Annotated in this window: 23 protein-coding genes and 1 tRNA gene; 9 read left to right on the top strand and 15 right to left on the bottom strand. The window is 52.2% G+C overall.

Translation table 11 applies throughout. The features are described 5' to 3' along the window. Window positions 1–2: 2 nt before the first annotated feature. Together cobJ and H6F91_RS08620 are read right to left on the bottom strand one after the other, a co-directional pair. On the bottom strand, window positions 3–1910 hold the full coding sequence (cobJ, locus tag H6F91_RS08625; RefSeq protein ID WP_190771444.1) for a precorrin-3B C(17)-methyltransferase: 1908 nt from the start codon (window positions 1908–1910) through the stop codon (window positions 3–5). Between the two features lie 107 nt (window positions 1911–2017). Continuing rightward, window positions 2018–2101, bottom strand: a tRNA-Leu gene (locus H6F91_RS08620). 338 nt (window positions 2102–2439) lie between these two features. Here H6F91_RS08620 and H6F91_RS08615 point away from each other — a divergent pair. After that, on the top strand, window positions 2440–3213 hold the full coding sequence (locus H6F91_RS08615) for an SDR family oxidoreductase (protein WP_190771443.1): 774 nt from the start codon (window positions 2440–2442) through the stop codon (window positions 3211–3213). A gap of 161 nt (window positions 3214–3374) precedes the next feature. Here the strand turns inward: H6F91_RS08615 and H6F91_RS08610 are convergent, their stop codons facing one another. Then, the gene (locus tag H6F91_RS08610) at window positions 3375–6134 is read right to left on the bottom strand and encodes a GAF domain-containing protein (RefSeq protein WP_190771442.1); all 2760 of its coding nucleotides are present in this window, start codon (window positions 6132–6134) and stop codon (window positions 3375–3377) included. Then, on the bottom strand, window positions 6134–6313 hold the full coding sequence (locus tag H6F91_RS08605) for a hypothetical protein (RefSeq protein ID WP_190771441.1): 180 nt from the start codon (window positions 6311–6313) through the stop codon (window positions 6134–6136). The genes H6F91_RS08610 and H6F91_RS08605 overlap by 1 nt, the downstream gene beginning before the upstream one ends. A gap of 407 nt (window positions 6314–6720) precedes the next feature. On the opposite strand from H6F91_RS08605, the gene H6F91_RS08600 reads away from it, so the two are divergent. Then, window positions 6721–7869 carry a quinone-dependent dihydroorotate dehydrogenase gene (locus H6F91_RS08600; protein WP_190771440.1) on the top strand — a complete coding sequence of 383 codons (1149 nt, stop codon included), beginning with the start codon at window positions 6721–6723 and terminating at the stop codon, window positions 7867–7869. Window positions 7870–7990: 121 nt separating this feature from the next. Beyond that, complete coding sequence (locus tag H6F91_RS08595) at window positions 7991–8446, top strand: DUF3531 family protein (RefSeq protein WP_190771439.1); 456 nt, start codon at window positions 7991–7993, stop codon at window positions 8444–8446. Between the two features lie 224 nt (window positions 8447–8670). On the opposite strand, the gene H6F91_RS08590 is transcribed toward H6F91_RS08595, so the two are convergent. Beyond that, the gene (locus H6F91_RS08590) at window positions 8671–8973 is read right to left on the bottom strand and encodes a DUF3181 family protein (protein WP_190771438.1); all 303 of its coding nucleotides are present in this window, start codon (window positions 8971–8973) and stop codon (window positions 8671–8673) included. Window positions 8974–9489: 516 nt separating this feature from the next. Between H6F91_RS08590 and H6F91_RS08585 the strand changes: the two genes are divergently transcribed. Next, window positions 9490–10464 carry a hypothetical protein gene (locus H6F91_RS08585; protein ID WP_190771437.1) on the top strand — a complete coding sequence of 325 codons (975 nt, stop codon included), beginning with the start codon at window positions 9490–9492 and terminating at the stop codon, window positions 10462–10464. A 102-nt stretch (window positions 10465–10566) separates the two neighbouring features. Here H6F91_RS08585 and H6F91_RS08580 read toward each other — a convergent pair whose 3' ends face one another. The 7 genes from H6F91_RS08580 to H6F91_RS08550 form a co-directional block, all read right to left on the bottom strand. Further along, complete coding sequence (locus H6F91_RS08580; RefSeq protein ID WP_190771436.1) at window positions 10567–11547, bottom strand: class I SAM-dependent methyltransferase; 981 nt, start codon at window positions 11545–11547, stop codon at window positions 10567–10569. A gap of 260 nt (window positions 11548–11807) precedes the next feature. Next, window positions 11808–12575, bottom strand: coding sequence for a CAP domain-containing protein (locus H6F91_RS27860; protein WP_242035696.1), 768 nt, complete (start codon window positions 12573–12575; stop codon window positions 11808–11810). A 492-nt stretch (window positions 12576–13067) separates the two neighbouring features. After that, window positions 13068–13793: a M15 family metallopeptidase gene (locus H6F91_RS08570; RefSeq protein WP_190789293.1), complete on the bottom strand. Its 726-nt coding sequence runs from the start codon at window positions 13791–13793 to the stop codon at window positions 13068–13070. 87 nt (window positions 13794–13880) lie between these two features. Continuing rightward, window positions 13881–15119, bottom strand: a complete 1239-nt coding sequence (locus H6F91_RS08565; protein WP_190771434.1) for a cysteine desulfurase-like protein — start codon at window positions 15117–15119, stop codon at window positions 13881–13883. 60 nt (window positions 15120–15179) lie between these two features. Then, on the bottom strand, window positions 15180–15815 hold the full coding sequence (locus H6F91_RS08560; RefSeq protein ID WP_190771433.1) for a DUF6391 domain-containing protein: 636 nt from the start codon (window positions 15813–15815) through the stop codon (window positions 15180–15182). 612 nt (window positions 15816–16427) lie between these two features. Then, window positions 16428–17354: a hypothetical protein gene (locus tag H6F91_RS08555; RefSeq protein ID WP_190771432.1), complete on the bottom strand. Its 927-nt coding sequence runs from the start codon at window positions 17352–17354 to the stop codon at window positions 16428–16430. A gap of 169 nt (window positions 17355–17523) precedes the next feature. Beyond that, window positions 17524–18129: a hypothetical protein gene (locus tag H6F91_RS08550; RefSeq protein ID WP_190771431.1), complete on the bottom strand. Its 606-nt coding sequence runs from the start codon at window positions 18127–18129 to the stop codon at window positions 17524–17526. 656 nt (window positions 18130–18785) lie between these two features. On the opposite strand from H6F91_RS08550, the gene H6F91_RS08545 reads away from it, so the two are divergent. Further along, window positions 18786–19328 (top strand): hypothetical protein, encoded by a 543-nt coding sequence (locus tag H6F91_RS08545; RefSeq protein ID WP_190771430.1) that lies wholly within the window; start codon window positions 18786–18788, stop codon window positions 19326–19328. Between the two features lie 80 nt (window positions 19329–19408). Here the strand turns inward: H6F91_RS08545 and H6F91_RS08540 are convergent, their stop codons facing one another. The 3 genes from H6F91_RS08540 to glp all read right to left on the bottom strand — a co-directional run bounded on the left by H6F91_RS08540 (window position 19409) and on the right by glp (window position 23445). Beyond that, window positions 19409–19801 carry a response regulator gene (locus H6F91_RS08540; protein WP_190771429.1) on the bottom strand — a complete coding sequence of 131 codons (393 nt, stop codon included), beginning with the start codon at window positions 19799–19801 and terminating at the stop codon, window positions 19409–19411. 413 nt (window positions 19802–20214) lie between these two features. Continuing rightward, a complete protein-coding gene (rpoD, locus tag H6F91_RS08535; RefSeq protein WP_190771428.1) occupies window positions 20215–21336 on the bottom strand; it encodes an RNA polymerase sigma factor RpoD in 1122 nt (373 codons plus the stop codon). A gap of 870 nt (window positions 21337–22206) precedes the next feature. After that, on the bottom strand, window positions 22207–23445 hold the full coding sequence (glp, locus tag H6F91_RS08530; protein WP_190771427.1) for a gephyrin-like molybdotransferase Glp: 1239 nt from the start codon (window positions 23443–23445) through the stop codon (window positions 22207–22209). Between the two features lie 242 nt (window positions 23446–23687). Here glp and H6F91_RS08525 point away from each other — a divergent pair, with 242 nt between their 5' ends. The 4 genes from H6F91_RS08525 to H6F91_RS08510 all read left to right on the top strand — a co-directional run bounded on the left by H6F91_RS08525 (window position 23688) and on the right by H6F91_RS08510 (window position 26961). Next, a complete protein-coding gene (locus H6F91_RS08525; protein ID WP_190771426.1) occupies window positions 23688–24218 on the top strand; it encodes an RDD family protein in 531 nt (176 codons plus the stop codon). A gap of 32 nt (window positions 24219–24250) precedes the next feature. Then, window positions 24251–24445, top strand: a complete 195-nt coding sequence (gene rpmG / locus H6F91_RS08520) for a 50S ribosomal protein L33 (RefSeq protein WP_190771453.1) — start codon at window positions 24251–24253, stop codon at window positions 24443–24445. 97 nt (window positions 24446–24542) lie between these two features. Then, on the top strand, window positions 24543–24758 hold the full coding sequence (gene rpsR, locus H6F91_RS08515) for a 30S ribosomal protein S18 (protein WP_190771425.1): 216 nt from the start codon (window positions 24543–24545) through the stop codon (window positions 24756–24758). A 190-nt stretch (window positions 24759–24948) separates the two neighbouring features. Next, window positions 24949–26961, top strand: coding sequence for a ribonuclease R family protein (locus tag H6F91_RS08510; RefSeq protein ID WP_190771424.1), 2013 nt, complete (start codon window positions 24949–24951; stop codon window positions 26959–26961). The last annotated feature ends 26 nt before the right edge of the window (window positions 26962–26987 follow it).

The raw sequence follows: 26987 nt of genomic DNA, 5'->3' as shown, positions 1-26987 counted from the left end.
TATTAGTTTCCCGAAAAACCTAAATAACCCCGAGGCGTAATCATCCACTGGTGATGAAAGCGGGTTGTCTGGTTGCCAATCAATACCGTAGACAGCATATCTACTGGATGCTGTAGCAAATCCGCCAGGGTTGTCAGAGTAATGATTTCTGTGGGACGGTAGGCCGATTGCACAATAGCGACTGGGGTTTCGGGTGAGCGATGAGCCAGAAAAATGGATTGTGCGATCGCCAGTTGTTCCACCCGGCTACGTGAACGTGGATTATAGAGCGCTGTCACAAAATCTGCCTGGGCTGCAGCCGCTAACCGTTTTTCAATTTGCGGCCAGGGGGTCAGCAGATCACTGAGGCTGATGGCACAAAAGTCGTGCATCAGGGGCGCACCCACTCGCGAGGCCGCCGCTTGTAGAGCAGTAATACCAGGAAATACTTGAACATCTGGCGTTTTTCCATCCCATCCCTGGGTCTGGAGTTGCTCCAGCACCAACCCGGCCATACCATAAATACCGCAGTCTCCCGAGGAGATGACAGCGACGGTCAGCCCCCACTGAGCTAACTCAATGGCGCGTTCTGCCCGTTGTCGCTCCTGGGTAATGGGTAGGGCTTCCACAATTTGCCCCGGCCGCAGTAGTGGCTGGATGAGATCCACATAGAGGCTGTAGCCAATGACAACATCAGCCTGGGCGATCGCTCCCTGAGCCGCTGGCGTAATCTGGCTGAGATGACCTGGGCCTGTGCCTACCAGCCATATTTGCCCCTGTCGCCCCGTGAACTCTCGATGGGATTGGGCGATCGCAACCGTTACCGCCCCCTTCTCTCCGGGCACCCGCACAATTTGCTTTGTCACTCGCAGCCGCAATGCTGCATCTTCCAGGGCCGGTGCAGATTCAGAGGCCAGAGGGTTGATATCGGCTTGATAACTAGCCCATATAGCGGCAGCTTCGGCTACGCTCGGCGTTTCGACCTCTGCTGCAACGACCTCGGACGGATTGGGTACAGGAACCTGACGCAAGGTTTCTGCGGAAAAGCACTGGAGGGAGAGCCGGCGATCGCGACAAATCTGAAGTAAGCCTTCTTCATCGGCTTTGAGATCCAGGGTGGCGATTCCGGCGATCGCCTCTGCTGCAAATCCGCCCACAGCAAGAGCTTGTTGAAGTGCAGTCTCTATCACCCCTACAGTCGTACCCCGTTCACAACCCATTCCCACCCATAAAACTCGTGGGTGCCAGGCAACCGTGGCAGCCGTCAGAACAGGGGGAGATGTAGCGCCAATATGCAGGCAAGGACTCCCATCCTGCGGATCTGGCTGGGAGGCTAGCAGGGAGAAGGGATGTGGCTCTGGTAGGTGACGATGCCAGAGATCAGTACCTGCGCTTTGATACACCCGGATGGATTGGCCCTGGGCGATCGCTGCACTCACCTCTGTCCAATCCCCTCTACCCCTGCTCCAACCAAAGGGCACTCCCAGAGTGTCAATGGCAGGTAACTCCAGCGCATTCGCTCCCCCGGTCAGGACAGGCGTAGCCTGGAGCAGTTGAGCAATTGCTACCGCAAGGCGGTCAGCACCACCCTGATGCCCACCGCACAGGCTGATTACATGACGCCCCGGGCCGTCTACAACCACCACAGCCGGATCTATCGCTTTATTCTGTAAAAGCGGAGCAATGAGACGAACGACAGCCCCGGTAGCTAGCCCAAAGACCAGAGCCCGGTGCGATCGCCACAATTCTGGCAATTGCTCTTTCAGAGAACCCGTATAGATTTTGCAGTGAGCAGAAACACCTACCTCATTAGCCAGTTCTTGAGGCAGATAAAGGGTGACCGCTCCAATTTCCCAAAGGGGTTGAAGTGTATGAATGGCCAGTGGGGTAAGGGCGATCGCCGCAGCGGGTTGAAAATCTTGCAGTATCAAGCGAGGTTTAACTCAAAAACAGCCTCAAACGTATTCTGGCCATTTAAACCTGGCCAGAATACGGAATATCGCGATAGTCAAAGCGTTCCTGGAGGAACAAGGTTAGATGGGGGTGAAGGGACTTGAACCCTTACGACTTCATCAGTCAACGGATTTTAAGTCCGCAGCGTCTACCATTCCGCCACACCCCCACGAGTTTGCACTCAGTGCGACATCCTATTCCATCATTTTTAGACCATCTGTGCAACTATTCGCCCAACCTTTTTTGAAAAGCGTTACTTTTTCCGTGCTCTCATCCCGTCGAGGAAACCCTGTGCTATAGCCTTACAGGCTGAGAACCAGGAAGATTATTTTTTGAAAAGCCACATCGAGCGCGGCTTTTCAAAAAAATAACCTGGCCCAACCAGAATGAAGGCTACACGTACCTCAGACATCGGCACAGCCTTCCTTACGCAGACATGCCCCCTGGCGATAGTGATAAAGGTAGACTCAAGGTGATTTCACCCTTGTTCACCCTATCGGTTGTGCCATGACTTCGATCCAGAACCAGACGGTCCTGATTACCGGGGCCAGCAGCGGCATTGGGTTGGCCTGTGCCCAGGTCTTTGCCCAGGCTGGGGCCCGCTTGATTCTTTCAGCACGACGCATTGAGCGACTCACTCAATTAGCGAAACAACTTAAGGATGAGTTTGGCTGTGAGGCCTATCCACTGGAGTTGGATGTGTGCGATCGCACCCAGGTCGAAGCTACCGTCGCCGCCCTCCCCGAAGATTGGAGTGCCATCGATATCCTTGTCAACAACGCGGGTCTAAGTCGGGGCCTTTCCAAACTCCACGAAGGCAGCATTCAAGACTGGGAGGAAATGATTGACACCAACGTCAAAGGATTACTTTACGTGACTCGTGCCATTCTCCCCGGTATGGTGCAACGGCAGCGAGGCCATGTCATCAACATCGGTTCCATCGCGGGACGTCAGACCTACCCCAACGGCAACGTATACTGTGCCACCAAGGCCGCCGTCAAAGCCCTTACCGAAGGTCTCAAACTTGACTTGCTCGGGACCCCTGTGCGAGTCAGTACCGTCGATCCGGGGATGGTAGAAACGGAGTTTAGCGATGTTCGTTTTCGAGGCGATCGCGATCGCGCCAAGCAGGTTTACCAGGGCGTCACCCCCCTAACAGGGATGGATATTGCCGACGTCGTGCTGTTCTGTGCGACTCGCCCTGCCCACGTCAACATTAACGAAGTCGTCGTCATGCCGGTCGATCAAGCGAGTACAACGATGGTGAGCCGCCGCTCCTGATGGTTTGGGGGTGGTGAGAGAATCTCGCCATCCTCAACTTCAGGGTGCTGCTAAGAGCGATGAAATTACCCCCCAGGATGTTGGTGTTTTGCCCGCTTCGCGGGCAAAACACCAACATCCTGGGTAAATTCTTATGCAGAAACGTCCTTAGCAAGAGAGCCTCACCCTGGGGCGATCGCCAATAACAAGCGGCTCAAAATTCGCCCATCTTCTAACCGATACAAGTTGAACTCACCCCCCAATTGGGTCATCAGAGCCTGACAGATGGAAAGGTGCAGACCCGGGGGTTGATCCAGGATGGAAGGGGCTAGCCAATCGAGAGGCCGTCCGCTGTGAAGTTCCTCCAATAGCAACGGCTCTACGGTGCCATTGTCAGTGATAGAGATCTCGAGCCAGCGGGTGTCTACAGGGCGACACCAAACGTCAAGGCGGCCTTGCATGGGCGATCGCAAGCAGGATAGGGTGAGCAGTTCCGCTAGCACCAACTCAATCTTTTGGATGTCGCCACTGATATTCACATTGGCTTCGTTGTGAACCTGGGACCAGAGCTGACGCTGATGAATCAGGTGTTCAACCCGTTCGAGCGATCGCTTCAGCAAACTTGCCAGAGGAATAGCACCCGGCTCCTGTCGCAGTTGCCACTGTTCGTTCTTGAGCAACGGTGTCATGGAGCTCAGTAGGTTGCCCAACTGCCGTAGCACCTGGTGGTAGCGCATGCTGGCGAGGGCATCTTTTTGGTGGCTCAGTTCATTCAGCCGTTTCACGTTTACGTTGAGCGCCCGGTACAGTTCCTCCAGGCGACGATGCTTGTACCAGTTAATGCGCTCCAAATTTTGACGCTGTTCGCTGAGGTTGGACGTCATCTGCAGATGACGACGTGACCAGGCCAATTGAGCACCAAGCGCCGACAATGCGTTGAGCTGGCGCTCCGGCCAGTAGCGATTCATATCATCAGCTACCACAATAATGCCGGTAGGCTCATGGTCAGGAGCCGTTCGCAAAGCCATCACTAAAATTTGGCCAATATCTGAGCCATTTAGCCATTGACGGGTTTCAACATCGATTTCATCAATGGTAATGGGCTGCACACCTTCCGATTGCAACGCCCATTGAACCAGGCGATCGGAGTAAATAGCAACGGATGCATCTACATTCAAGCCGTACTTAGCATTACCAATGATCGCTGCCGTAACTTTGCCCGTTTTATGGCGAGGCTGCCAGGTAATGAGAGCTGCCAGGGGAGCCATCATCACCTGAGAGATTTGTTGCATTGCAGCCCGCTCCAAAGCATCCAGCACAGGTGTCTGCTGTAGGGAAGTGATACCCCACTGGATCATCTGAGTTACTTTATGTTGCTGCTCGGTCTGGTGTTGTAACTGCCACTGGTGCAGGGTAATGCCTAACTGCTGGCTCACCACTCGCAACACCTCTCGCTCTGAACGGTTCCAGGTACGGGCGTTCTCCTGGCCCACCAGAATGAGGGCTTCGATAGGGCGACCGGGAGCTGTGCTGCATACAAGGAGAGACTGCATGCCCACATTCAGCAAAGGCGTGCGCCAGGCCATCAGCTTCAGGTCATCCTCCAGGTTTTCGATGCCCACGGCCTCCATACTGCGCTCCAGCATTTGCCAGTCCACTGGATTGAGGCTATTGAGCTGCGATGGCAGCGTGTGGCGAGTCGAAGGGAGATGCTGAAACTTGATGTCAAACATCTCCTGGTCCGGGTCGTAAAGCAGCAGCAGAAAATAGCTAGCCCGCAATCGTTGGCATACCACCTGAGCTGCTCGCTTCAGAGTGGCTTCCCAATCGGTATCGCTAAAAACGGCCTGAGCAATCTCAGCGGTTAGAGCCTGATCCGTTTTGGCTTGCTGAACGGTTTCCTCCATACCCTCCAGGGGTGCTGTCAGGGCAAGCAGTTGGGCTACCCCCTGGACGTAGGTTTTCTCTTCGTCAGACCAGATGCGGGGTTCATTTCCCTCAACCGCCAAAAAGCCGTATAGCTCGTTCTGCAACAGGATCGGAGCAGCCAGGAGCGATCGCGCCTGAATCTGCTTCATCAAGCGGCCTGTCATCTCGGCCTTCAGGGAACTATGGGCTTCTCCAATCGACACGATCTGGTCAGCGGCCATAGCCTGATAAAAACTGTTGACCTCTTGGGCCGTGAAGCCATTGGCCATGGCATCGTCCGTTTTCTCTTTACGGCTGCCCACCCGCCGCCAGAAGTAGCGCCGCTCCCGCTCAAACCAGTAGATATTGGTGCGATCCGGAGCCAGAAACTTATGGGTCTCGTCCACTACAGCAGAGAGCCTCGCCTCTAGATTGGGGAGTGATCGCAATTTCCCCAACAACGTCATCAGCGGCTCAACCGGACGCTTCACCGCCCGACGGCTTTCTTCCTCCTCCAACTGAAATAGGGCAGCCGCCAGGGTACCAAGCAGGATGGCTAACCGGGCTTTTTCATCGGCGTGGGGAGAAACGCCCCATAGAGTTGAACCCAGAAGAATGACGCCAAGACAGCGATCGCGGTGGCGCACCGGAAAAATAACCGTGCCTTGAATGCCTAATTTCTTGGCGATTTTGCGCCAATCGCCAGCACGGGGTTCTTCCCGCAGGTCAGGCACCCCCATGGGGCGCTGCTGGATCACCACCTGCTCCATCAGATCGCCCGGTGACAGCATCATCTGCTGCTTTAGAGCCGCGATCTCTCCAGCGGTCGTGCTTCCCCCTTTGCCCTGTAAACTGTGGCGCACCCGGTCATAGCGACCAATCCAAACCAGCGCATAGTCCAGCTCGGCCCGCAAATACTCCAGCACCAAATTCAGCAGATCCTCCTCTTTCTCTGCTTCCCGCAGAGATTGGAGGGTTTGCTTCAAAGCAGCCAGATGTTTTTCGTGGTTTGGCGGTTGTTTGGGAGACCCCATTAACTTACTCCTGCTTCCCCTGATGAGTGGCTGCCAGTAGCCAGTGGGTGAGGTCGAGCCGGGCTATAAAGCACTACCCCGTCAGCCGCAAAGGACAGGGGGAGGCAATCTCCTAGACCAAAGCGTTGCTTTCTATTGGGAGAGCGCAGTTGGGCAGCATCCTCCAGGATCGTGTCCATTAATGCTAGTCCGGATCGGGGTGAGTACAAAAGAAACGGTTGGGTGGCGCGATGCATCCTGGGGAAAGCATCCTCTGGTGTTGAAACGCGGGATGCGATAGTGGCTCATCTAGCCTCGCAGAATGACGAGGGGATGAGGCCTTAGACTGAATCAAGTAAATGAGTTGTTTCGAGCCTATCCGAAAATACAGCAGACTCCAACATAGACGGCATGAAGAACATAGTGTCTAGTCTTCCCGGAGACAATCGTATCCGAGCTATCCAATAGGATGCCCACAGGATAGGTCAGGTCTATCGATCTGGCACAATCAATTCACAGTGCCTATAGATCTCAACGTTTAGGCTTAGAGTACCCATAGAAACACCTGTTCATACATAATCGACAAGGTGCCATCAGGAGACAGGCAGTGGATTTTTATCAGCTCGGTATTCGGCCTTTTTTGTTCTCTGCCCTTAAGGCTGATCCAGAATATCTACATCACCAGGCTATGCGAGCCGTAACCTGGCTGCATGATACGGGCGATCGCCCCCCTGTCTCCTGGCTTCAGACCCGTCTTCAACACACCCTGGCGCCTGACTTCCCCGCTCTACACCAAACCCTGTGGGGAGTTCCCTTTTCTAACCCGGTAGGGTTGGCCGCAGGATTTGACAAAAATGGTGAGGCAGGGCGCACCTGGAGCTGTTTTGGCTTTGGCTTCGCAGAAATGGGCACCGTTACCTTCCATGCCCAGCCAGGCAACCCTCGGCCCCGCATGTTTCGCCTGATTGAAGACCAGGCAGCGCTCAACCGCATGGGGTTTAACAATGAAGGAGCCGCAGCTCTGGCTCAGCGGCTTAAAGTCGAAGCGGAAAACCACTTCGGACAGAAGCAAGCACCCTTTCCCTTAGGGATTAACCTGGGCAAGTCTAAAATTACGCCCCTGGAAGAAGCCGCAGAGGACTACCGCAGCAGTTTTCACTTGTTGAAAGCTCTGGGCGATTATTTTGTAGTGAATGTGTCATCTCCCAATACTCCTGGGCTACGGGCCTTGCAGGATGCCGACCAACTGGATCGGATCTTGGGGGCATTGCAACAGGAAAATACGGAGAACCGTCCTTTGCTGGTTAAGATCGCGCCGGATCTGGAATGGGGGGCGATCGCAGACATCCTCAGCCTGGTAGAAACCCATCGTCTGGCCGGAATTATTGCCACTAATACCACCATCTCCCGGGAAGGGCTGAAGACCCAGGTTTTAGAAGCCACAGGCCAACTTGTCACAGAAGAAGCTGGCGGGATCAGTGGGGCTCCTGTACGCCAACGCTCCACTGAGATCATTCGCTATATTTACGAAAAAACAGAGGGCCGCGTTCCTATCATTGGCGTAGGCGGCATCTTTACGGCTGAGGATGCCTGGGAGAAAATCACGGTTGGGGCCAGCCTGGTGCAGCTCTATACCGGATGGATTTACGAAGGCCCCTACATGCTCCGCCGAATCTTAGAAGGTTTGGTGCGCCGTTTAGAAGACCATAATCTGAGCAGCATTCAAGAGGCGATCGGCCTGAGTCATCGCCAGTGAAGCATACTCAGCTTTAGGGAGGACCGCGTTGCTACCTTCTCTACAGAGGTTTTAAGCAATGCTCAAAAATCTATCCCATAATGGGGAGCGGGCAAGGTGCCAAAGCATTTAGGATGTGGCGATGAAAGTTGAATTTCGCGAGTGTGACTTTTTCGATCTGTGGATCTGGTTGGAGTTCAACACAGCGTTGTCAGAACTGGAGCGGCAATACATCGAAGAGATCTTTAACTCCTGGTTCTTTCTGGGCAAGCTGGGTGGCTTCAACGCCGAAAATCTCCAGATACAAGATACCGGCCTGGAAATCAGCTACATGAACTACGACGAAAGCGTTGCGGACAACAGCATGATGGCCGTCATGCACAATATGGCTGAGGTGGAATATCAGGGTTACTGGGCCCGATGCTGGTTTGATTTGGGCACGAGTGATGCGATCGCCCTCGACATCCTGATCAACAGCCTCAAGCAATTCAGCAAAGACTATGTCCCCATCGAACGGGTGGTCATTGGTGGCGAAAACGAGGATTGGCGCATACCCCAGCGACGCTCAACCTTTACTGAGAACCCTGACAGCAATTAACCCACTTATAACAAGTAAGTTAAATGCTGATGATAAGAAGTGGTGCGGCGCTTTGCGTCGCACCACTTCTTATCATCAGCATTTAACCCGACATGATACTAGCAACGGGGGTTATGGTTCAAAGTTTTGAAGGGAGTATGGCGGTAAGGGCACTGCGTCCCTGGCCTCCATACCCCATCTCAATGGGAGGGCAGATCTAGATATCTACGCACATCTAGATAGACTTACTCGTGAAAATCCTCCAGCACTTGTAGAAGCTGTCGTTGTGCCGCATCAGGAATCAGGTCCGCCAGAGGGAGTTCTCGCTTGCCGCCCCCCAGGGATACGGTCATGCTTTGAAGCAGAGATTTGACGCGATCGCTTGAAGGCACGCCCTGAGACAGCATGGGATAAAGTTGCTCTGCCAGAATGGTATGCAGGTGGGCTTCGCGCAAGTAAAGATGCCACTTGGCGACATCAATATAAACATTGTCTCCAATCTCAGCGGCTAGTTTTTCAATGGTTTCAGATGAAGTGGAGTAAGGCATAAAGAAGATATTAAAACTCAGCTTTACGCCTAGAATACTGCGCGTTCAAGCAGATGACGTCTCTCGTTATGTCGAATTACAACGCTTTGCAAGCGCTTAAAATCTGGTTATTTTTGTGAGAGTCGCGCGGAGTGCGGCTCTCACAAAAATAACTGTGGCTGATTCAAGCGCAAAGCGCTGTAATACTCCCAGACATTGTTATGGGCATCGTTATGGGTATCAGGAGTAAGTAGAAGTACTGCTCCCACTCACTCCTGATGCCCATAACCAACTCGACACTAGCCATAACCTCAGTTCGGGATAAGCTGAAGTGCTCATTTTGGCGTGCGCTTTGCGCACGCCAAAATGAGCGTTTTCGAGTGCCGCGTAACGCGCGGCACTCGAAAACGCCCTTAACCCGACCTCAGGTTAGCCATAGGAGGAATCAAGACTTCCGGAAGTGGGCACAACTTCATGAATTAGATACTCTAGACTTAGGCTCTATGATGGTTTAGTGATGAGCCTTCCCGGAGATTGATGCCAGAATCGTCTTCCAACCCATCCACATCTCTCATAACAACCCAGCAATTGCAGCTCGAATCTGAACGGATGCAAGAGGTTGTGCTGTTGGTCGATAACATGCTGCGGCAGGAGGAGACTACCCTCGGCTTGATTGTGGATTGCATGTACGATATTGGTTCTGTCCGACTAATTGACAAAAAGCTCAATCCACCGTTCTTGCGGGGCGCAACGGTGCGGGTAGCCCGAGTTTCAAAACCCCTCTTCCGGATGCTGGCGCTTCGGTGGATTAAGAAAAATTGTCCAGAACTTCTCGCTAAATGGCTCTATTCCAAAGTTCTGTTTCAGGACGAACCCAAGCCAGTTCCCCAACCTGCACCTGAACCGGATCCCAATACTCAACCAGCCCTTGACCATTCCAATCCTGCTGGGGCGATCGCCCCGCCCGTCGCGTCTCCCCCGCCTCTACCCGATGCGGTTGAAGCCGTTACTATTCCAGGGGAAGGGTCTCCTATTGCCCCACCTATCGACCATCAGGGCTTAGAGGCTGGGGACATCCCTACTATTGCCCCACCTATCGACAGTCCAGCGGCGGAAGCTATCAGCATCCCCGCTATTGCCGGATCTATCAACCATCAGGTGCAGGAAACCGGGGATATGTCCGCTGCGTCCCTCCCCAGCGACAGACAGGATTTGACGGAGAGCCTCCCTGCTATTTCCCCACCGGGCCGCCAGGCTCTTATGTCTGTGGAACCCACACCTCCTCTTCCACTACCGGCTATTACGCTGGAAGAGTACAATCGGGCGATCGCTCAAATAAAATTCCGCGACACTGAAATCGCTAAACTGCGCACCCGTTCCTACATCCTCGCGGGATTGCTCGTAGCCGCTTCAGTCGCTCTCGGTGGTACGCTGTTTCGGCCTGGATATGGCCCTGAAATGGGTGCTCCTAACGTGGAACCTGTACAGTCACGAGGCACTGCGACCCCTTAGATCGGGTACTGCCGCCAATCGCAATACAAAAATTGCAGGTTGTTTTATTTGTGATCCTTAGGATGAAGGAGCGGTTGGCTGAGCCAGCCGCTCCTTCAAAGATTAGGCTTTCACCTGAGCAACAACGGTCCGATGCCGGGGGCTATTGCGAGTAATAGTAGGTTCTGTAAAGCCAGCTTCCGCAAACGCTTTGGATAGATCCAACGCAAAGTAATCATCCAGATACGGTTCGGTGCTCTTCAGCAAGGTCAGAATATAGGGCGGCAACTTCGCATAAATCTCTGAGTGCGGATTCATGTCCATAATGGCCAGGGTGCCACCGGGCCGCAGCAGCCGACGGGCTTCCTGTAGGATGGCACGGGCTGCTGACTGGGGCAACTCATGGAACACGAGATGGGCCGATACGAGATCAAAACTGGCATCAGGTAAACCTGTCGCTTCTGCCGCCGCATGAAGCCAGGTAACAGGTGCATGCCCCTCAGTCGTACGTTGGCGAGAGCGGTAGTTGGCGATCGCCAAAAAGTATGGCGACAAATCCAAGCCTGTTACCCGCGCCCCCGGAAACTCGTCTTGTAGGGCAAAACTGCTCATCCCCACACTGCAACCTATATCCAAAATATCCTGGGGAACGGTGGTGATCTGCTGTTTCAGCACGTCGTGATAACTCTGACGCAAGCGCGGATCGCCCTGAGCTCCCGCATCCTCCCAGATGCGAGCGTGGACGGCATGGGCTGCTACTTCAACCTCCATCGCCGGTTCCCACCCCATATTGCCCTCTTCGTAGGCATGGAAGGACGTGAGGTAATAGTCGGGGTAAACCAACTTGGGGTTCGTAACCTGAGCCAGTTCTGACTCCCAGGCAGAAGAAAACTCGGCTTTTTCGTCGCGCGATCGCAGCCGAGCAACCTCATCCCGCCAATACACACCGATACTTTCAGCTCGCTGAATCATCATCTCGCGAGCCCGATTTTTAGCCAAATTAGCCAGAGGTTTGATCGCCAACAGACCATTGACCAGGCGCGTTGCCAGTCGAGATGAAAGGCTATTAGCAGATTTATCGAGGGGAGGGGTAGAAACGGTCATAGATTCAAAAAACAGTTATGAAAGCAGCGTCTAGAAACCGTTCAAAGAGCTTCTGCCGTTCAGATTAACGTATTTCCGGAGGCCAGATCTATCCCTGAACGTCGGACTGATAGAGCGCATGCGCGCAGAAACAGATGGTATTTCTTGAAAAGCTGTGCTCCGTGCAGCTTCTCAAAAAATACCTGTGAAACTCAGAAATCTCATCGAGCGGTAGCCATGCTCCGGAAGTACAGTGACCGCTCGATAGACAGGATTAGCTTTTAGCTCGGCCTAGCAAATACCTGAGTCCAGTAGGTATTGGGGTTGACGCTACCAGTATCGTTGGCCAGGAAGTAATACCCCAAACCGATCTCGGTGACATTGGGATCAAGCATATTAGCCCGATGCCCATCGCTACCAATCCATCCCTGGACCACGTCTTGTGGCGTGCGTTGTCCAGCAGCTATATTTTCAGCCACCGCCGACCATTGATAACCTGTTGCACTCACACGATCCTCTGGTTCTGAACCGTCTAACCCTACATGGTTAAAAAAGTCTTGCAGCGCCATTTTTTGGCTGTGCCCCTGGGCGGCAGAACCCAGACGAGCATTGTAGGTCAGTGCTGGTAAGCCATTCTGTTGGCGAAACTGATTCGTCAAATTCAGCACTTCGCTCAAAAAAGTACTCATAGCACGGGTGGTCAGACGATAGCTGGAATCACCGTTGGACCGTACTACCCGCAGAAAGTAGGTACCTGCTGACACAACCACTGGGAAATTTGTAGCCGTGTTGTTGAGCGATCGCGCCTGCCGCACGATTTCCCCAGCATCTAGACGACCATTGCCATTGCCGTCTCGGATGACCTGCACTAAAGCCCCTGCCCCGGATGCCCGGAGGCCAACCGTTAAGCGGCTTCGGCTATTAAAGCTCATCCGGTAATAATCGTTGGTATCTGTTGAGCCGACCCACTCATTCACAGCGGTGGCGGTTTGCCCAACCGTTAGACGGCGTGACTGCGCCATCGTGTTGCCAACGGTGTCGATTGCCATAGCGGTTCCTCCGGTGAAAGAGTATTACGCCTCCAGTAAAGGAAAGGCGATCGCCCCCTGTCACCCCAACGATTACCGAGGTAATCGCTGATTCTCTAATGCCTTAAATCAATTTCCTGAAAATCACCGAAGGCATTCGAGTCAACCACACACTGATCCGAAAAACTTCGCACATCTGAGAGCCTTTTTATTAAAGCAGCAACCATACATTTACATAGGAATTTAAGCCATCAAGATTTTGTACACGTATTTTCTTGGATAATCCACAACCCGAACTGAAGTGAAAAACCTGAGTTCGGGTTATGGGCGTTTTCGAGTACCGCGCGTTGCGCAGCACTCGAAAACGGGCACGTCAGATTATCCCGAACTGAGGTTAAAACATCTTGAGTTGCGAAACATCTTTACGGAAGTACTTCGCGGCCTAATAGGCCAGATTAACCCCGAAGCCCAGTGGCACAAGCTATCATCTGTATCCTGTGCAAGCCCTGCTGATCAAGTAACAGCTCCATACAGCGCTGCTGAAATGTCTATCCCGGCCTGTTGTTGCTGCCAAACCCAGAATTGATCTCCATAGGAAAAATGCCACCACTCATGGGGATGGGAGCAGAAACCCGCCTCAACCATCACCTTGCACAACCATTGGCGATATTGATGATACTGGGCCCCTTGAGCATCGTATTCCGGGCTATTTGGATCTGCCACGCCTGCAAAGTGATCTGGATAAGAACGCGGTGACATCTCGTCAATGGGGGAGCCCATATCTATTTCAGTGCCATTCTCGTCCGCTAGAGTGACGTCGATCGCAGCCCCGGTACTATGAGGCGGTGGTGTCGCTGGGTTCAGACTAGGAACTGCCCAAAATTGATGTACTTGCTCCCAGAACGCCTGCTGCTGAGCTTCGGTGAGGGTATCCGGGGTGAGGTTCTGGGAGCGGAGTAAGTCTGCAAACGTGTAATCCACCATGTACTGCTGAACAGCAATGGGGCGGTAGGCATCAAAAATAAGAATGCGCCATCCCGGCTTCATTCCTTGCAGCATCTCCTGTGCCTGCAACAGTCGTGTGAGCACGCCTTGGCGTAAGGAATAGGGCGATCGCTCCCCATAGGGTGCCCCCACAGCTGCATAGGGATGCTTGTCCGGTATGACAAAGCGATCAGGGAGAATGGGCACCAGGGGTTCGCCACATTCAGTAATAGGAATCGATTGATAAGGTTTCATAGAAATTCAGGCAAGCGAGCAGAAGTAGAGGTAACCGGGAGGAAAAGACTAAAACAGGAATGGGTGAGGCGTTTACCACCACATCTTCTACAAAACCGTTTCAAACACCTCAATCAACCGATCTACTTCTTCCAGAGTGTTGTAATGCACCATGCTGACCCGCACCACGCCATTCTGGGCCGTAAATCCCAAATCATCCATGAGGCGGCGAGCATAAAAATCGCCGTAGCGAATGCCAATGTGATGGGGATCGACTTGAGAAGGAATAGTGCTGCTGTCTACGCCATCCACCACAAAGGAAATCGTGGGAACGCGCAGTTCACGGTTAGCGGTAGGATGGCCGATGATACGAACATGCGGCTTTTGAGCCAGATAGCTGAGGAGGCGATCGCCCAACACCTCTTCATACTGAGCAATTCGCTCAAACGCCTGCACCATCTGCGTGCGCAAATCAGAAGCTGCTTTATCGCCTTCGTGGTGCTGGGCCACAGCACTCAGGTAATCGCAAAGGCCAAGCATACTGTAGCTCAGCTCAAAATTCACATTTCCTGGTTGAAACTTGTAGGGCGTCTGTTCACCATCAATAAAGAAATGGTTGATGCCGGGCATCTTCACCAGGTGTTCTCGCTTGCCATACATCACGGCATAGTGAGGCCCATAGACTTTGTAAAAGCTAAAGACGTAGAAATCTACATCAAGCGCCTGTACATCCACTAGGCGGTGAGGGGCATAGGCCACACCATCAACGCAAATTAGCGCTCCGTGGGCATGAACCAGGTCAGCGATCGCCCGCACTGGATTCAGCGTTCCCAAAATATTCGATGCATGAGTAACCGCGACCAGACGGGTACGAGGCGTCATTAAGGCTTCTAGATCCGCCAGGTCAAATTGCAGCGTATCCGGGCGAATCTTCCAAACGTTAATTTTGACACCCCGTTTCTGTAAATCCAACCAACAACCAATATTGGCTTCATGGTCGCAGTTGGTGACAACCACCTCATCCCCCGGCTCAAAGGTATGCCCTAAGCTCAGGGAAAGAATTCGCAGCAACAAGCTAGTGGAACTACCCATCACCACTTCGCTGGGATGGGTAGCATTTACCAGGGTCGCGATCCCCTGAGCGGCCTTAGCAACCCGTTCCGTTGCTTGTTGCGAGACAGCATAGGAGGCACCCAACTGCACATTCGAAGTCAGCAGGTATTCACTTAAGCGATCGACGACTCCCTGCAAAGTTTGGGAACCACCGGCGTTGTCAAAGAATATCCAATCCCCTGCCAAAGATGGGAAGTGGGAACGAACAAAATCCAGTTGTAGAGGGGCAGTCATGACTTGATGTCGGCACGGCAAGGTCAATCTAGCATGTCTGCTAAAACAATTGGATTAGCACTACAGCACCCGCTCCACATCAACCCAATGGACTCGCACAAAATGGACAGGTTGGCCCCAGCGATCGCTCTCGGCCACAATTTCATCCACCATCAAATTGAAGGGAATAGCCGTGGTCACAAACTGCTGAGCTAGCTTTCCGGCATCTGGAGCAAGGCTGGAAGCCGCGATCGCCGCCATGCCAAACCCCAGAACCTGACCAATTGGGTCTTTGGGCAGGAACAGGTTGATGCCAGCTCCCAATCCCAGGGTTAGCAGCATTGTCACAGAAAGATTTGTCCCACATCGGGGATGAACAGCCAGTTGCCAATCTCCACTCACCAGACGCTGTTGTGCCCGTAGCACTGCCTGCCGGAGTTCAGCCACATCGACGGGGCCATAGAGATGGAAACCGCGATCGCCTGACATACCACTTACCTGCTCAACCCGCCGTTTCGATTGAGGCGTCTGAGCCATTTCTTCAAGCATCCAGACTGTAGCGTGCTCTAGCGCATGAACCTGACGTACTATCAGTAATTCTTTCAATCCAGGTAGAAAACCGAATTGCTGTAGAGTTTCGGTATCTTGAGCCGCATGGGGAACAAAAGCAGGATACGGGATAGACGGTTGAAACAAGCGTTCAGAAGCAGCAGTCATAAGTGCCCATCCTGGGGACAAAAGAGATGTCCTCTCAATCTAAAAGAAACAGCCAAACAGTGTTTCTCGTTGACACAAAGCTTCAACTCTTCTAATCTGTCAATTTCTTTGTGGAGTCTTCGACCTAATATCCAGTCTGGTTGAATTCGCACAAATCAACTTTGTGAGATGAGCATTTTGCAACAGAATAGCCGTCGAGTACGAGTATTTCATTACAGCAGCTCTGAGTTTCAAGCCTGGTAGCTCGAGTCCTACGGGTGCAGGCTCCCAGGCATGAAGTTCCGAAACAGCCCACCTTTGGTGGGTTGTTTCGGAACTTCATGCCAAAAAAGAAGTGCTGATTTCACTACACCGATTTGACAGATCGGTAGCCGATTACAGCGCTTTGCGCTTGAATCAGCCACGGTTGTTTTTGTGAGAGCCGCGCTCCGCGCGGCTCTCACAAAAACAACTAAGTTTTAAGCGCTTGAAAAGCGCTGTAATAAAAAAAGCAGGCAGAGACAGCTCCACCCGCTTCTTTTACAAATCAACAATTTGAGGATGTGTTTTAAGGCTACCTGGAAGGTTTTTCTCGTACGTAAAGCGCACTCAAAACAACCTTTAAAGCAAGCCCTAGTTGATAGGTACTGAAGGCAATGGTAGTGAAGCGGTTGTATTTGCACCAGCTGCAGGCGCCGCACCGCCTCCTACAGCAGTTCGAACCTCTACACCAACCTGCTCCAATACAACAATGGGTTCTGTCCCCATCTCAATCCGTTTCACCAGAACCTCGCCATTAGAAAGGCGTTGGCCTACCCGTACATAGCGGCTGGTCGGCTCGTTGGGAGCTTGCACAATAGCGTGGGGAACATTCCCAACCTGCACAACCCCAAGCACCTGTACAGCCCGAGCCAACGTCGGCTGAGGGGGTGGCGGTGGCAAGTTAGGGGCGGCTCGTAACGAACCCGAACCTGAGCTTGAGCCCGCAGAGTTGCGACCCGATGATCCATTGCTGCCAACCAGATCAGGGATAGGAGCCAACTGGCGACGGTCTAAGGAACGAGATCCAGGCTGAGCAGCACGTCCTGGAGTTGGAGTTCCTCCTGAAGCCCTCTGAGGCGCTTGGCGAGTTAGAGGGGCAGGCGCATTATTGCTACTCAGAGGAGCAGGCGCACTATTGCCGCCCCCACTCCTACCGCCACCTCCAGGTTGCTCAATAGGCTGCACCCGAGCTTGTACCGTCACCGAGCGGAAGGGGTCGGCTCGGTTTGATTGAATCTGCTGTAACCGTTGGTTAGGGTTGGTCGATTCAATCAATTCTGAGGGTAGGGTACCAGGTGGCGGTGGCACGGGGATCGACTGCCCGTTAGCAGCAGCAGGGCTTGCCCCTCCGGGTGGCGGCGGCGTTGTTTGGCCCGCGGCTGGTGAGGCAGGCACATTAGCCGGTGCAATTGCGACATCTGGCGATGGGCTTTGGGCAACAGGCTCAGAGTCTCCTCCACAAGACGTTGTCCCAAACGTCAGTAAAGCTAGTAAGGTAATCCATGTAATTCGGCGCATAGCCCCTCTCCCACAAGAGTTGTTGAAAAAACGCAACACTCACCAAGAATCGGTCGTCTCTTAAAGATAATTCAGATTCTTGATTTCAATCCTAGCTCTGGACTCGGTTGATCAACGACTTGTTTCAGTTTTTGTCATGGCAATTCTCAAAAATCTTTAAACCTGCCCTCTACTGCTGCCCCACCGGCAGGGAGAAAGGAAATGTGGCCACGGGTTCACCATCACTCACAGTGCCTTCAAAGGTGCGCGTTGTACCTTGCACCAGTACTCGTAACGAGAATGAGATTGGCTCGGTCGAGGATTCACACCGGGTAAATAGGTTAACTGCCACCGTGTATTGCCCTTGAGGAGCTCCACCGGTCGGCCAGAAAATATTTTCAATCGGGCTCCCGTTTTGTTCACCACATCCAGCATTGGCATCTACGTCTAGTTGGCCACCCGACCCAATAGATGGATTGTAGTACGCTACAACGTCACCAGCCGGATCTGTCACAGCAAGGTCTAAATCATCCACCGTTGTCCAGCGCAACGTAACCTGAATATCGCCCGTCCCCAGGGGCTGCCCTGATGGTCCTGTCTCAGTCGACGCCGCAGTAACAGGGGGAGCAAACGGCGTGGCCGTAGGACAAAACTCCCCAAGGTCAATGAGACGTCCAGACTGATTGATCATGAAGCACCCTTGACGCTCTTGGGCGATCGCGGGTGCAATGCGATCGGATGCAAGGGGCAAAAGAACAGTTGCGGAGACAAGAGCAAGGCGAATGAATTTCCACATATAACAGGTTACCTGTGCGTTCAAGGTGCTTCGGCGGATGGGGAAGGCTGTGCGCCATCCTCTACATGAGTCTTCAGTCACTCAAACCGCTACTGCTTTAGTGTGCCCAGAAGAGGAAAGTGGACAAGCAGGAGAGAAGTTTTCTTGGAGCAATAAAGTGGTAGAAGAAGGCAGATTAAAAGATCGAGCCCATTAATCCCTGGAATGCAGGAATTTTAGCTAATTTTCCAGGATAATCTGGCTTTTTTTAACGCTGATGGGTTGGACTGAGCAGGGTGTTTTGGAGCGGTTTTTACCTCAAAACCCCCTCTTTGTCATACTGTTTTCATATAAAGCCGCGTCCAACCAAAGATAGTTAGCTTCTGTTGCTAGAGACTCGCGCAATCTACATGCCTAAGGGTACCTGGAACCAGTTCAGTACCGTGAAAGCCAACCCATTCGAGAACGATCACACCTACACACCCATAGCGTCGCAAGCAATATTTTCAGCAGAAAAATGATTCATTCAAGAGACATCAGTCTAAAATTTGAGAAATTCGAAGAATCTTATCCGTTTTTTGAATGATCAAGACGCTCCTATAATCGCCTTCCATTAGATTTTCTACTTATGTTTTGTGTTTATCGTGCGTGATCAGAAGTTGAGGAGTTTGAACAGCATGAAATGTCTTCGCCTGAGCGACATCAGATTCGATTCCTTGGGAGCGATCGCCCTGGGTGCCCTGGCCGCCTGCATCAGTTGGAATATCGCGACCCCTACGGCCCAAGCTCAGGCCGCCTATGGTAGCTACATTGGAATTGGGGGGTCTATCGGCCTGACCGGTGGGAACGAAAATGAAGACAGTTCATCGGGTGGCGTTGTTGCTGTTCGCTATCGCTTCCTGGAAGTCCCTATTTCAGTACGGGGGCAATTATTGATCAGTGACGGCACGACATTTGTGCCGACAGTTTCCTATGACATTCCTATTACCTGGGATATCGATGGCTATCTTGGAGCCGGAGTAGCCCTGCCGTTTAGCGGTGATGACGATTACTCACCTGTTGGCAACCAAACAGCCTTCGTTCTTCAACCGGGTGTAGATTGGACCCTTCCGGACAGCGACCTGGTTGTCTTTGGCAATGCCATCATTGCTTTCGATGCTTACGAAGAGTCAGGAGACACAGCTGCTTCCGTCCAGGCAGGCGTTGGTTTGCAATTCTAGCCCTTCAAAGGGGCAGGAATAGACGCTCTATCCTGTATGGAGAAGAGTATGCCTATCCCCTCGTATATAGAATGCGTAGCTTAGCTCTGCAAATGGTAAGCTACGCACTGTTTTAGTTCTGGGATTGCAAATGGTTTCGTGATGTAATCATTGCCCCCGCACCCCAAAGCCTTCATGCGAGCTCCATGTTGCGTTGAAGCCGTCACAAAAATAACTGGTGTGTTGCGCGTTTCAGGTTGCTTCTTAAGGTGTTGGCACACAACATACCCATTCAGCCCTGGCATACAAATATCCAGCAGAATCAAATCTGGAGAAGCCAGCTGAGCGATTTTCAAACCCGAAGCGCCATCTATTGCTTCATAGATGTCGTACTTCTCACGCCGCAGAATTTCAGCCAGGAGCTTACGGCTAATGGCTGTATCATCTACGATTAAAATTTTTGCATTTACTCTCTGCTCTTGCCCCTGATTCATGACCTCGTCCGTAGAGATGGCAAAGAGCGACGATTAACCCTACCCCATATGCTGAGATTCACTCTCAAACGATTGGGTAACAGCTTCAGGAATACAGCTTTCCCAGCAAGAAAATATACTTGTAAGCGTAAAAGTAGCAGACTCTAAATTAAATCTGTACCTGCTAGGCCATCTCCTTATATCCCTTAGCTTGGCAAAAAACTCTATCGAGAATTTACCGAACTCGGGCATCGGTCTTTTCTCGCTTTCCATGGAGTTCCACAGTGCGATCGCCGAAAGTATAGTCTCATACCCCTTCACAAGGGCATCAACCAGGCTTGCGCCGGGTTTCCCCCATATCCATCAAGCAAAAAAAGGAGCCTTCCGAAAAAGGCTCCTACTTATGCAAAGCACACAACTCAAGCTTGTGAGAATTAGCGGATGTATTCTTTCAGAACACTATTCCGGTTCGGATGACGGAGTTTCCGAAGTGCCTTCGCCTCGATTTGGCGAATACGCTCACGGGTTACATTGAAGATTTGACCAATCTCTTCGAGCGTTTTCATACGGCCATCATCCAGGCCGTAGCGCAGGCGCAGCACGTCACGCTCGCGAGGGCTCAAAGTGCTGAGTACGGTTTCTAAATCTTCCCGCAACAGATTCTTCGATACCTGATCTTCAGGGGTTTCACCATCGGATTCGATGAAGTCGCCCAAACGAGAATCTTCTTCTTTACCAATTGGGGTTTCAAGGGAGATGGGAAGTTGAGCCGATTTAGCAATGAATCGCAGCTTTTCGATGGTCATTTCCATACGAGTGGCGATTTCTTCCTCGGTCGGCTTCCGGCCCATTTCCTGAGACAGCAGTTTGGTCGTCTTCTTGATGCGGGAAATGGTCTCGTAAAGGTGAACCGGAAGGCGAATGGTACGAGACTGGTCAGCGATCGCCCGAGTAATAGCCTGACGAATCCACCAGGTAGCGTAAGTTGAAAACTTGTACCCTTTCTCGTGGTCAAACTTTTCGGCGGCGCGAATCAGGCCCAGACTCCCCTCCTGAATCAAATCCTGGAAAGACAAGCCACGGTTCATGTACTTCTTCGCGATGGATACCACCAGTCGCAAGTTAGACTGAACCATCTTGTCTTTTGCACGGCGACCTACAAACAAGCGACGACGGAAGGCCGGCAGCGCCATATCAACAGCCTCTGCCCACTCGGTGTCGTTTGGCTCCCGGTCGAGCTTGCCCATCAGTTTTTCGCGTACCCGCTCTAATTCCAGCAGGTCAGCAATTTTCCGAGCCAGTTCAATTTCTTCATCGGCTCGCAGAAGGCGAATTCGTCCAATCTCCTGGAGATAGAGGCGGATGGAATCTTCGGTGTAATGCTTTTTCTTGGTCTGCGCCCGCCGCCGTGAGGTACGACCTTTTACCGGCTTATCGTCGTCGTCTGCATCCGCTTGGAAGTCAAAACCATCGTCCCGATCCTCATCTGCATCCGCGAGGTCAAAATCTGCCTCTACAGGGTCAAGGGTCTCGAGTACGTCGTTTGCCTGGGTCATGCCGTGCTCCTCATGCTCCTTCAAATAACAGTGCAAGATTCAGCAATTCGTGGAATTACAGAATCTTTGGGGTGAATTTAGAGAACCAAGCCAGCCATTGTGATCCACAGCCCAGTGGGCATGGGACATCCGGTGCAGACGGGTGGCCTCGGAGACAAAAGTCTCCATTTAGGAAGGGGTCAGGTTTATGGGTTGTGTATGAAAATGTTCTCAGTTAAGTCTGAGATCAATCCTGATTGTAGCTTTTCCCTTTTGAATTGCATCTTCATTGCCCCAGCTGACTGACTGTTAAGAAATGAAAAAGCAATTGGGTATTTACAACCAGATCAATACTGTAGCCATACTTTTTCAAAATCGCCAATTGGTTTGCGAGAAATCCTTAAATCTTTTTCCTGAAATCAGGTAATGTCGCCGCTGAGATGCTTTAGGTGAGAAACTCAACCAGGCTGACCTGTGTTTGTTAGGGATTTCTTGTCCTTGGCTATCTATAAGGTAGCTGCTCTCCGGAATTATGGGGGGTCGATGGATGGCTGATACTCTATCCGCCATTATGCGGAACTTAACATTTTGTTTATAAATTTCCGTTACCTTGACCCTACCTTAAAGCTCTAGAACTCCCAGCAACACTGTATTTTCTGCTTACTCAGGATGAAGTATGGATGGCGCATGATGGGTGTTACCCATCATGCGCCATCCATGTCTCCGTAAATGGAGTAAAAAACCCCAAATACAGCTGGGGTGAGGCGCTTTGCACTAGCCAGCAAAGCATATTTATCTTTTCTACTTATCTAAGAGAATGTTGATATAACTCTTGGCTATCTAAAGTGAAGCTTTGCCCTTTCTTCCCAAGCTTCATGAAGAAGGCGATCGCTAACTTATCGGCAGAATTTGAATGGATTCTCCGGCTTTCACAGAAACTTGCCCTGCAGGAAGTACCGCCAAAGCATTCGTCTGAGCCAGGTTGATTAAATTCCCTGAACTATGACTACCTCCTGCTGGGATAAAGGTATAGCCAACCTCCGTTATTGTCAGGCGGCCCCATAAATAAGCTTCTCGTCTGCTGTCTCCATTGAGTTCTTGCTGCGATCGCCCCCACACAAAGCTAGGCCGGTACCCTTCAGCCTGTCCAGCCATTTTTGCTAAAGCTGGTCGCACAAATCGCCAGAAGGTTACCAGAGCCGATACAGGATTGCCAGGAAGCCCAAAGTATAAAGAAGCGGCTCGATCTTCCTCGAAGGTGGCGACAGTCAACGGTTTACCCGGTCGGATTGCTACCTGACGGATGTGAAGGGTACCACCCAGTTCTTGCAAAATTTGTTCGACATAGTCGTAGTCCCCCACGGAGACCCCCCCCGAGGAAATGACGACATCAGCCTGCATACAAGCATTTTTAATCGCCTGACGCAAAGCTTCGGGGTCGTCAGCCACAATGCCAAGAGGCAGGGGGATGGCTCCAGCTTGAGCGATCGCCGCGGCTAATGCATATTGATTAGAATCCACAATTTGCCCGGGCTGAAGAGGTTGGTTCGGCAGAACTAGTTCATCTCCAGTGGAGAGTATCGCGACTCGCAATCGCCGATAAACCGATAGCTGAGGGCATTGAGCAGCTGCCAGTACGGCAATTTCGGGTGGATTTAGCACCGTTCCTGGAGACAGCAACAGCTCACCTGCCCGATGAAACTCTGCTTTGTGGCGGACAAATTGCTGCGGTTTGGGGGCCGACAAGATATGAACATCATCCCCTTCTCGCCGGGTAACTTCTTGCATGACAACCGTATCAGCCCCAGCAGGCATCATCGCTCCGGTCAAAATGCGCGCCGCCTCACCCGGTTGAACCATTCTCTGGGGAGCCACTCCAGCAGGGATCTCCTCGACAACACGGAGAATTGCAGGCTGCTCAGAGCCACAGTCGGCAACATCAGCAAAACGTACAGCATACCCATCCATCGCTGAGTTATCCCAGTGGGGAAAGTCAAGGGGGCTGAGGATTGGTTGGCTGAGAATTCGTCCCAGCCCCTGAAGAAGATCTATCGATTCAGAATCTTGGGTCGCAGTGAGGGGACGAACGAGCTGCAGAATCAGGTCTTCAGCTTCAACAACAGGGAGCATAGGCAGGCCAGGAGATCAGCATTAACGTCTCAAATGCCTTCTTATAGTCGAACCAATTGAGTTAGGAAACAAGGGAGGAGCGTTCTCCTCAACATCAAGGTTGGTGACTCGGGTCTGTTTTCGGGATAGACGACCCATGTTCTAATTATCTGCAAACAAATCCTACTGGGCGATCGCTATATCATGGAAGCAGGCGATCGCCCGTAGCCTTACCCTTCAGCGCTACATTTTGGAGCCCGGCTATGACCCGACTTCCTCCTACCCAACGCCCTGTTCCGGTACCCCTATGGCGCCGGGGCGCAGCCCTGGGTATTGATGCCCTGGGAGTTGGCTTAATCAGCAGCTTTATGGGCGTGGGATGGGCTCAGCTATTCGTCTTTGGAGTGGGTTGGCTGGGGATGCGGGTGGTACTGGTATCACGTAACCGAGGCCAGAGCCTGGGACGATGGGCGATGGATATGCGGATTCTGGATGGTGGTCGAGGAGGAACTCCGACGCTGCAAGATCTGACAAAACGGGAGCTAGGATTGGGGATCGTCACATTCTGGGCCTTCTGGGGCATAACACACCTGAGCCCGACAACCGCTTGGGCCCTGCTATTACTGATTCCTCTAGGAGGTGATGCCATCTTTGCGCTGAATGGTTCCGAGTGGGGTTTAACACTCCATGACCGCTTCGCCCGCACTTTTATTGTTGAAAGCCGGCGCGGCTACTCTTTAGATATGAAAGTCCAAAAATTAGTTGCCGATCTGCGCAGTCGTATGAAAAAATAATAGTTTGTGTTTAATCTCAAGATGAGCCTTTAATTATGGCAGCCAAGGGCGTCCGTATCATCATTACGCTGGAATGCACCGAGTGTCGCACAAACCCCGATAAGCGATCGCCTGGGGTTTCGCGTTACACCACCACCAAGAACCGCCGGAATACTACCAACCGGCTGGAGTTAAACAAATTCTGCACCCACTGCAACAAGCACACGGTCCACAAGGAGATCAAGTAAATCTCCTGGTGAATCAATGTCCTGAGACGCCTTGTCGTCAAAGGGCCATTTTGTCCGTATTGATTCTTGAAGTCCTGACCGTACAGAGAAAAGCATCATGAGCTATTACCGTCGTCGAGTTTCCCCGATTAAGCCTTCTGAGCCCATCGATTACAAGGATGTGGATCTGCTGAAGAAGTTCATTACTGAGCGTGGCAAGATCCTTCCCCGCCGTATCACTGGGCTAACTGCTAAGCAGCAGCGTGATTTGACCCAATCCATCAAGCGGGCACGCCTTCTTGCGTTGCTACCCTTCGTCAACCGCGAAGGATAATTCAACACAGACGAATTCATCAGACCCAGATACCATAGAGAAATGTGTTGGCTGGGTCTGATTTTTTTGTTGCATTCCACTGGGGATCGCTACAAAGAACTTAGAAATTTCCATGCTCTTATCCCCTCAAGCAAGAGGCTGTAAAGGGATCAGTACGCATCAAATTGACAACTTACCTGAAAGAATTGGGATGGAGAAAGGGACGCTGGTTGAATTCCGAGTCAATGGCGATCGCCGCCTCGCGGTTATTGATCGGCCTGAAGGCAAGCGCGATTGGATTGCCATTGACCAGCGGGGCCAGGCTCACAAGCTTCATCCCCGAGAGATGACCTATACCGTTACGGGCAAGGGTTATGAACCTAAAGATATTCCAGGGTTCCTTGCCGAAATTGAGCCCTACTTAGACCCCTCGAGCCTGGAAGTAGCTTGGGAGCTCTTAGTAGAGGACGGTGAGGCAACAGACGCTACTGGAATGGCACTGTTGCTGTTTTCTGACCAAAGTGCGCCTCTATGTTATGCGGCGCATTGTCTGCTGTCAGACGACAAGTTGTTTTTTAAGCAGAAGGGCGATCGCTACGAACCCCGCCCGGTAACTCAGGTTGAAGAACTACGGCACCAAATAGCGGTGCAACAGCAGAAGCAGCACGAATGGCAAAGCTTCCTGGAACGGACTCAAGCTGCTCTGGCTGGGGAGTCTGTCGAATGGCAGAATAGCGATCGGTCGCGTTTGGAAACTCTGGAAAAATATGCCACCCTGGGAGAAGCAGCCAATAACCGAGCCGCGGCCATTGAAGTATTGACAGCTCTGGGACGAGGCGATACGGCACCAGCAGCCTTCCAGCTGCTGGTAGACCTGAAACTGTGGAAGCCTCATGAGAACCTCTTCCTCCGACGCAGCCAGATACCCACTCAATTTCCTAGCCGGGTTCTCGATACCGCTCAGAGCTACCTCACCATGCCTCCCCCTGATTCCTATCCCAATCGTCTGGATTTGACCCACCTGAAGGTCTATACCATTGACGATGCCAGCACCCGCGAAATCGATGACGGGCTTAGCCTGGAGTATCTGGAAGACGGTAAGCAACGGATTTGGATCCACATTGCTGACCCAACTCGATGGCTTACCCCTGGGGATGTACTGGATCAAGAAGCCCGCCGCCGCTGTACGACGCTGTACTTGCCGACGGGTATGATTTCGATGTTCCCCAGTGAGCTGGCGACAGGCCCCATGAGCCTGATTCAGGGAGAAGTTTGTTGCTCCCTTAGCTTTGCGGTGGTGCTGGAAGAAACGGGAGCTATCCACAGCTATGAAATCTATCCCACTCTGGTCAAGCCGACCTATCGCCTGACCTACGACGATGTGGATGAGATGATTGAGCTGGGTGTTATGGCTGAGCAGGAGTTACTGGGGCTGGATCAATGGGCACGAAAGCGGTATGAGTTTCGCCAAACTCAAGGGGCGATTACGATCCGGATGCCAGAGTCGTCCATTAAAGTTCTAGAAGACGAAGTTACGATTGATGTTCTGGAGGATTCTTCGGCCCGCCAACTGGTGGCAGAAATGATGATTCTGACCGGAGAAGTAGCAGGTCGCTACGGGCAGGAAAACCAGATCCCCTTACCGTTCCGAGGGCAACCTCAGCCAGAACTACCACCAGAGGAAGAGCTACTAGCACTGCCTTCTGGTCCTGTACGGGATTCTGCCATTCGCCGCTGCATGCCTCGTAGTGAAATGGGAATCACCCCCATTCGTCATGCCAGTTTGGGGTTGGATACCTATACTCAGGTAACGTCTCCCATTCGGCGTTATACAGATTTGCTGGCCCACTTCCAGATCAAGGCACATCTGCAGGGCAACAGCCTCCCCTTCTCCGAAGAGGAACTGAAAGAGACTCTCCAGTCGGTTAGCGCGGTGACCTACGAAGCAACAATGGTCGAGCGCCAGAGCAATCGGTATTGGGGCTTGGAATACCTGCGCCGCCATCAAGAGGAGATATGGCAATCGCTGATGCTCCGTTGGCTGCGGGAACACGAAGGGCTAGGGCTAATTTTGCTGGAGGACTTGGGGCTGGAATTAGCCATGCGGTTTGACCGAGCGATTTATCCAGGCGATCGCCTGGAAGTCAAAGTCAGCTACGTTGATCCTCGGCAGGATATCATTCACTTGACCGAAGTGCGGTCAGCCGTTACTCAAGGCGCTTAATCGCACAAAGGCTTTCCAAGCAAAAG

Source organism: Leptolyngbya sp. FACHB-8, from assembly GCF_014695575.1.
Classification (GTDB): Bacteria; Cyanobacteriota; Cyanobacteriia; order Elainellales; family Elainellaceae; genus Vacuolonema.
This window is presented reverse-complemented; position numbering and strand designations above follow the sequence as displayed.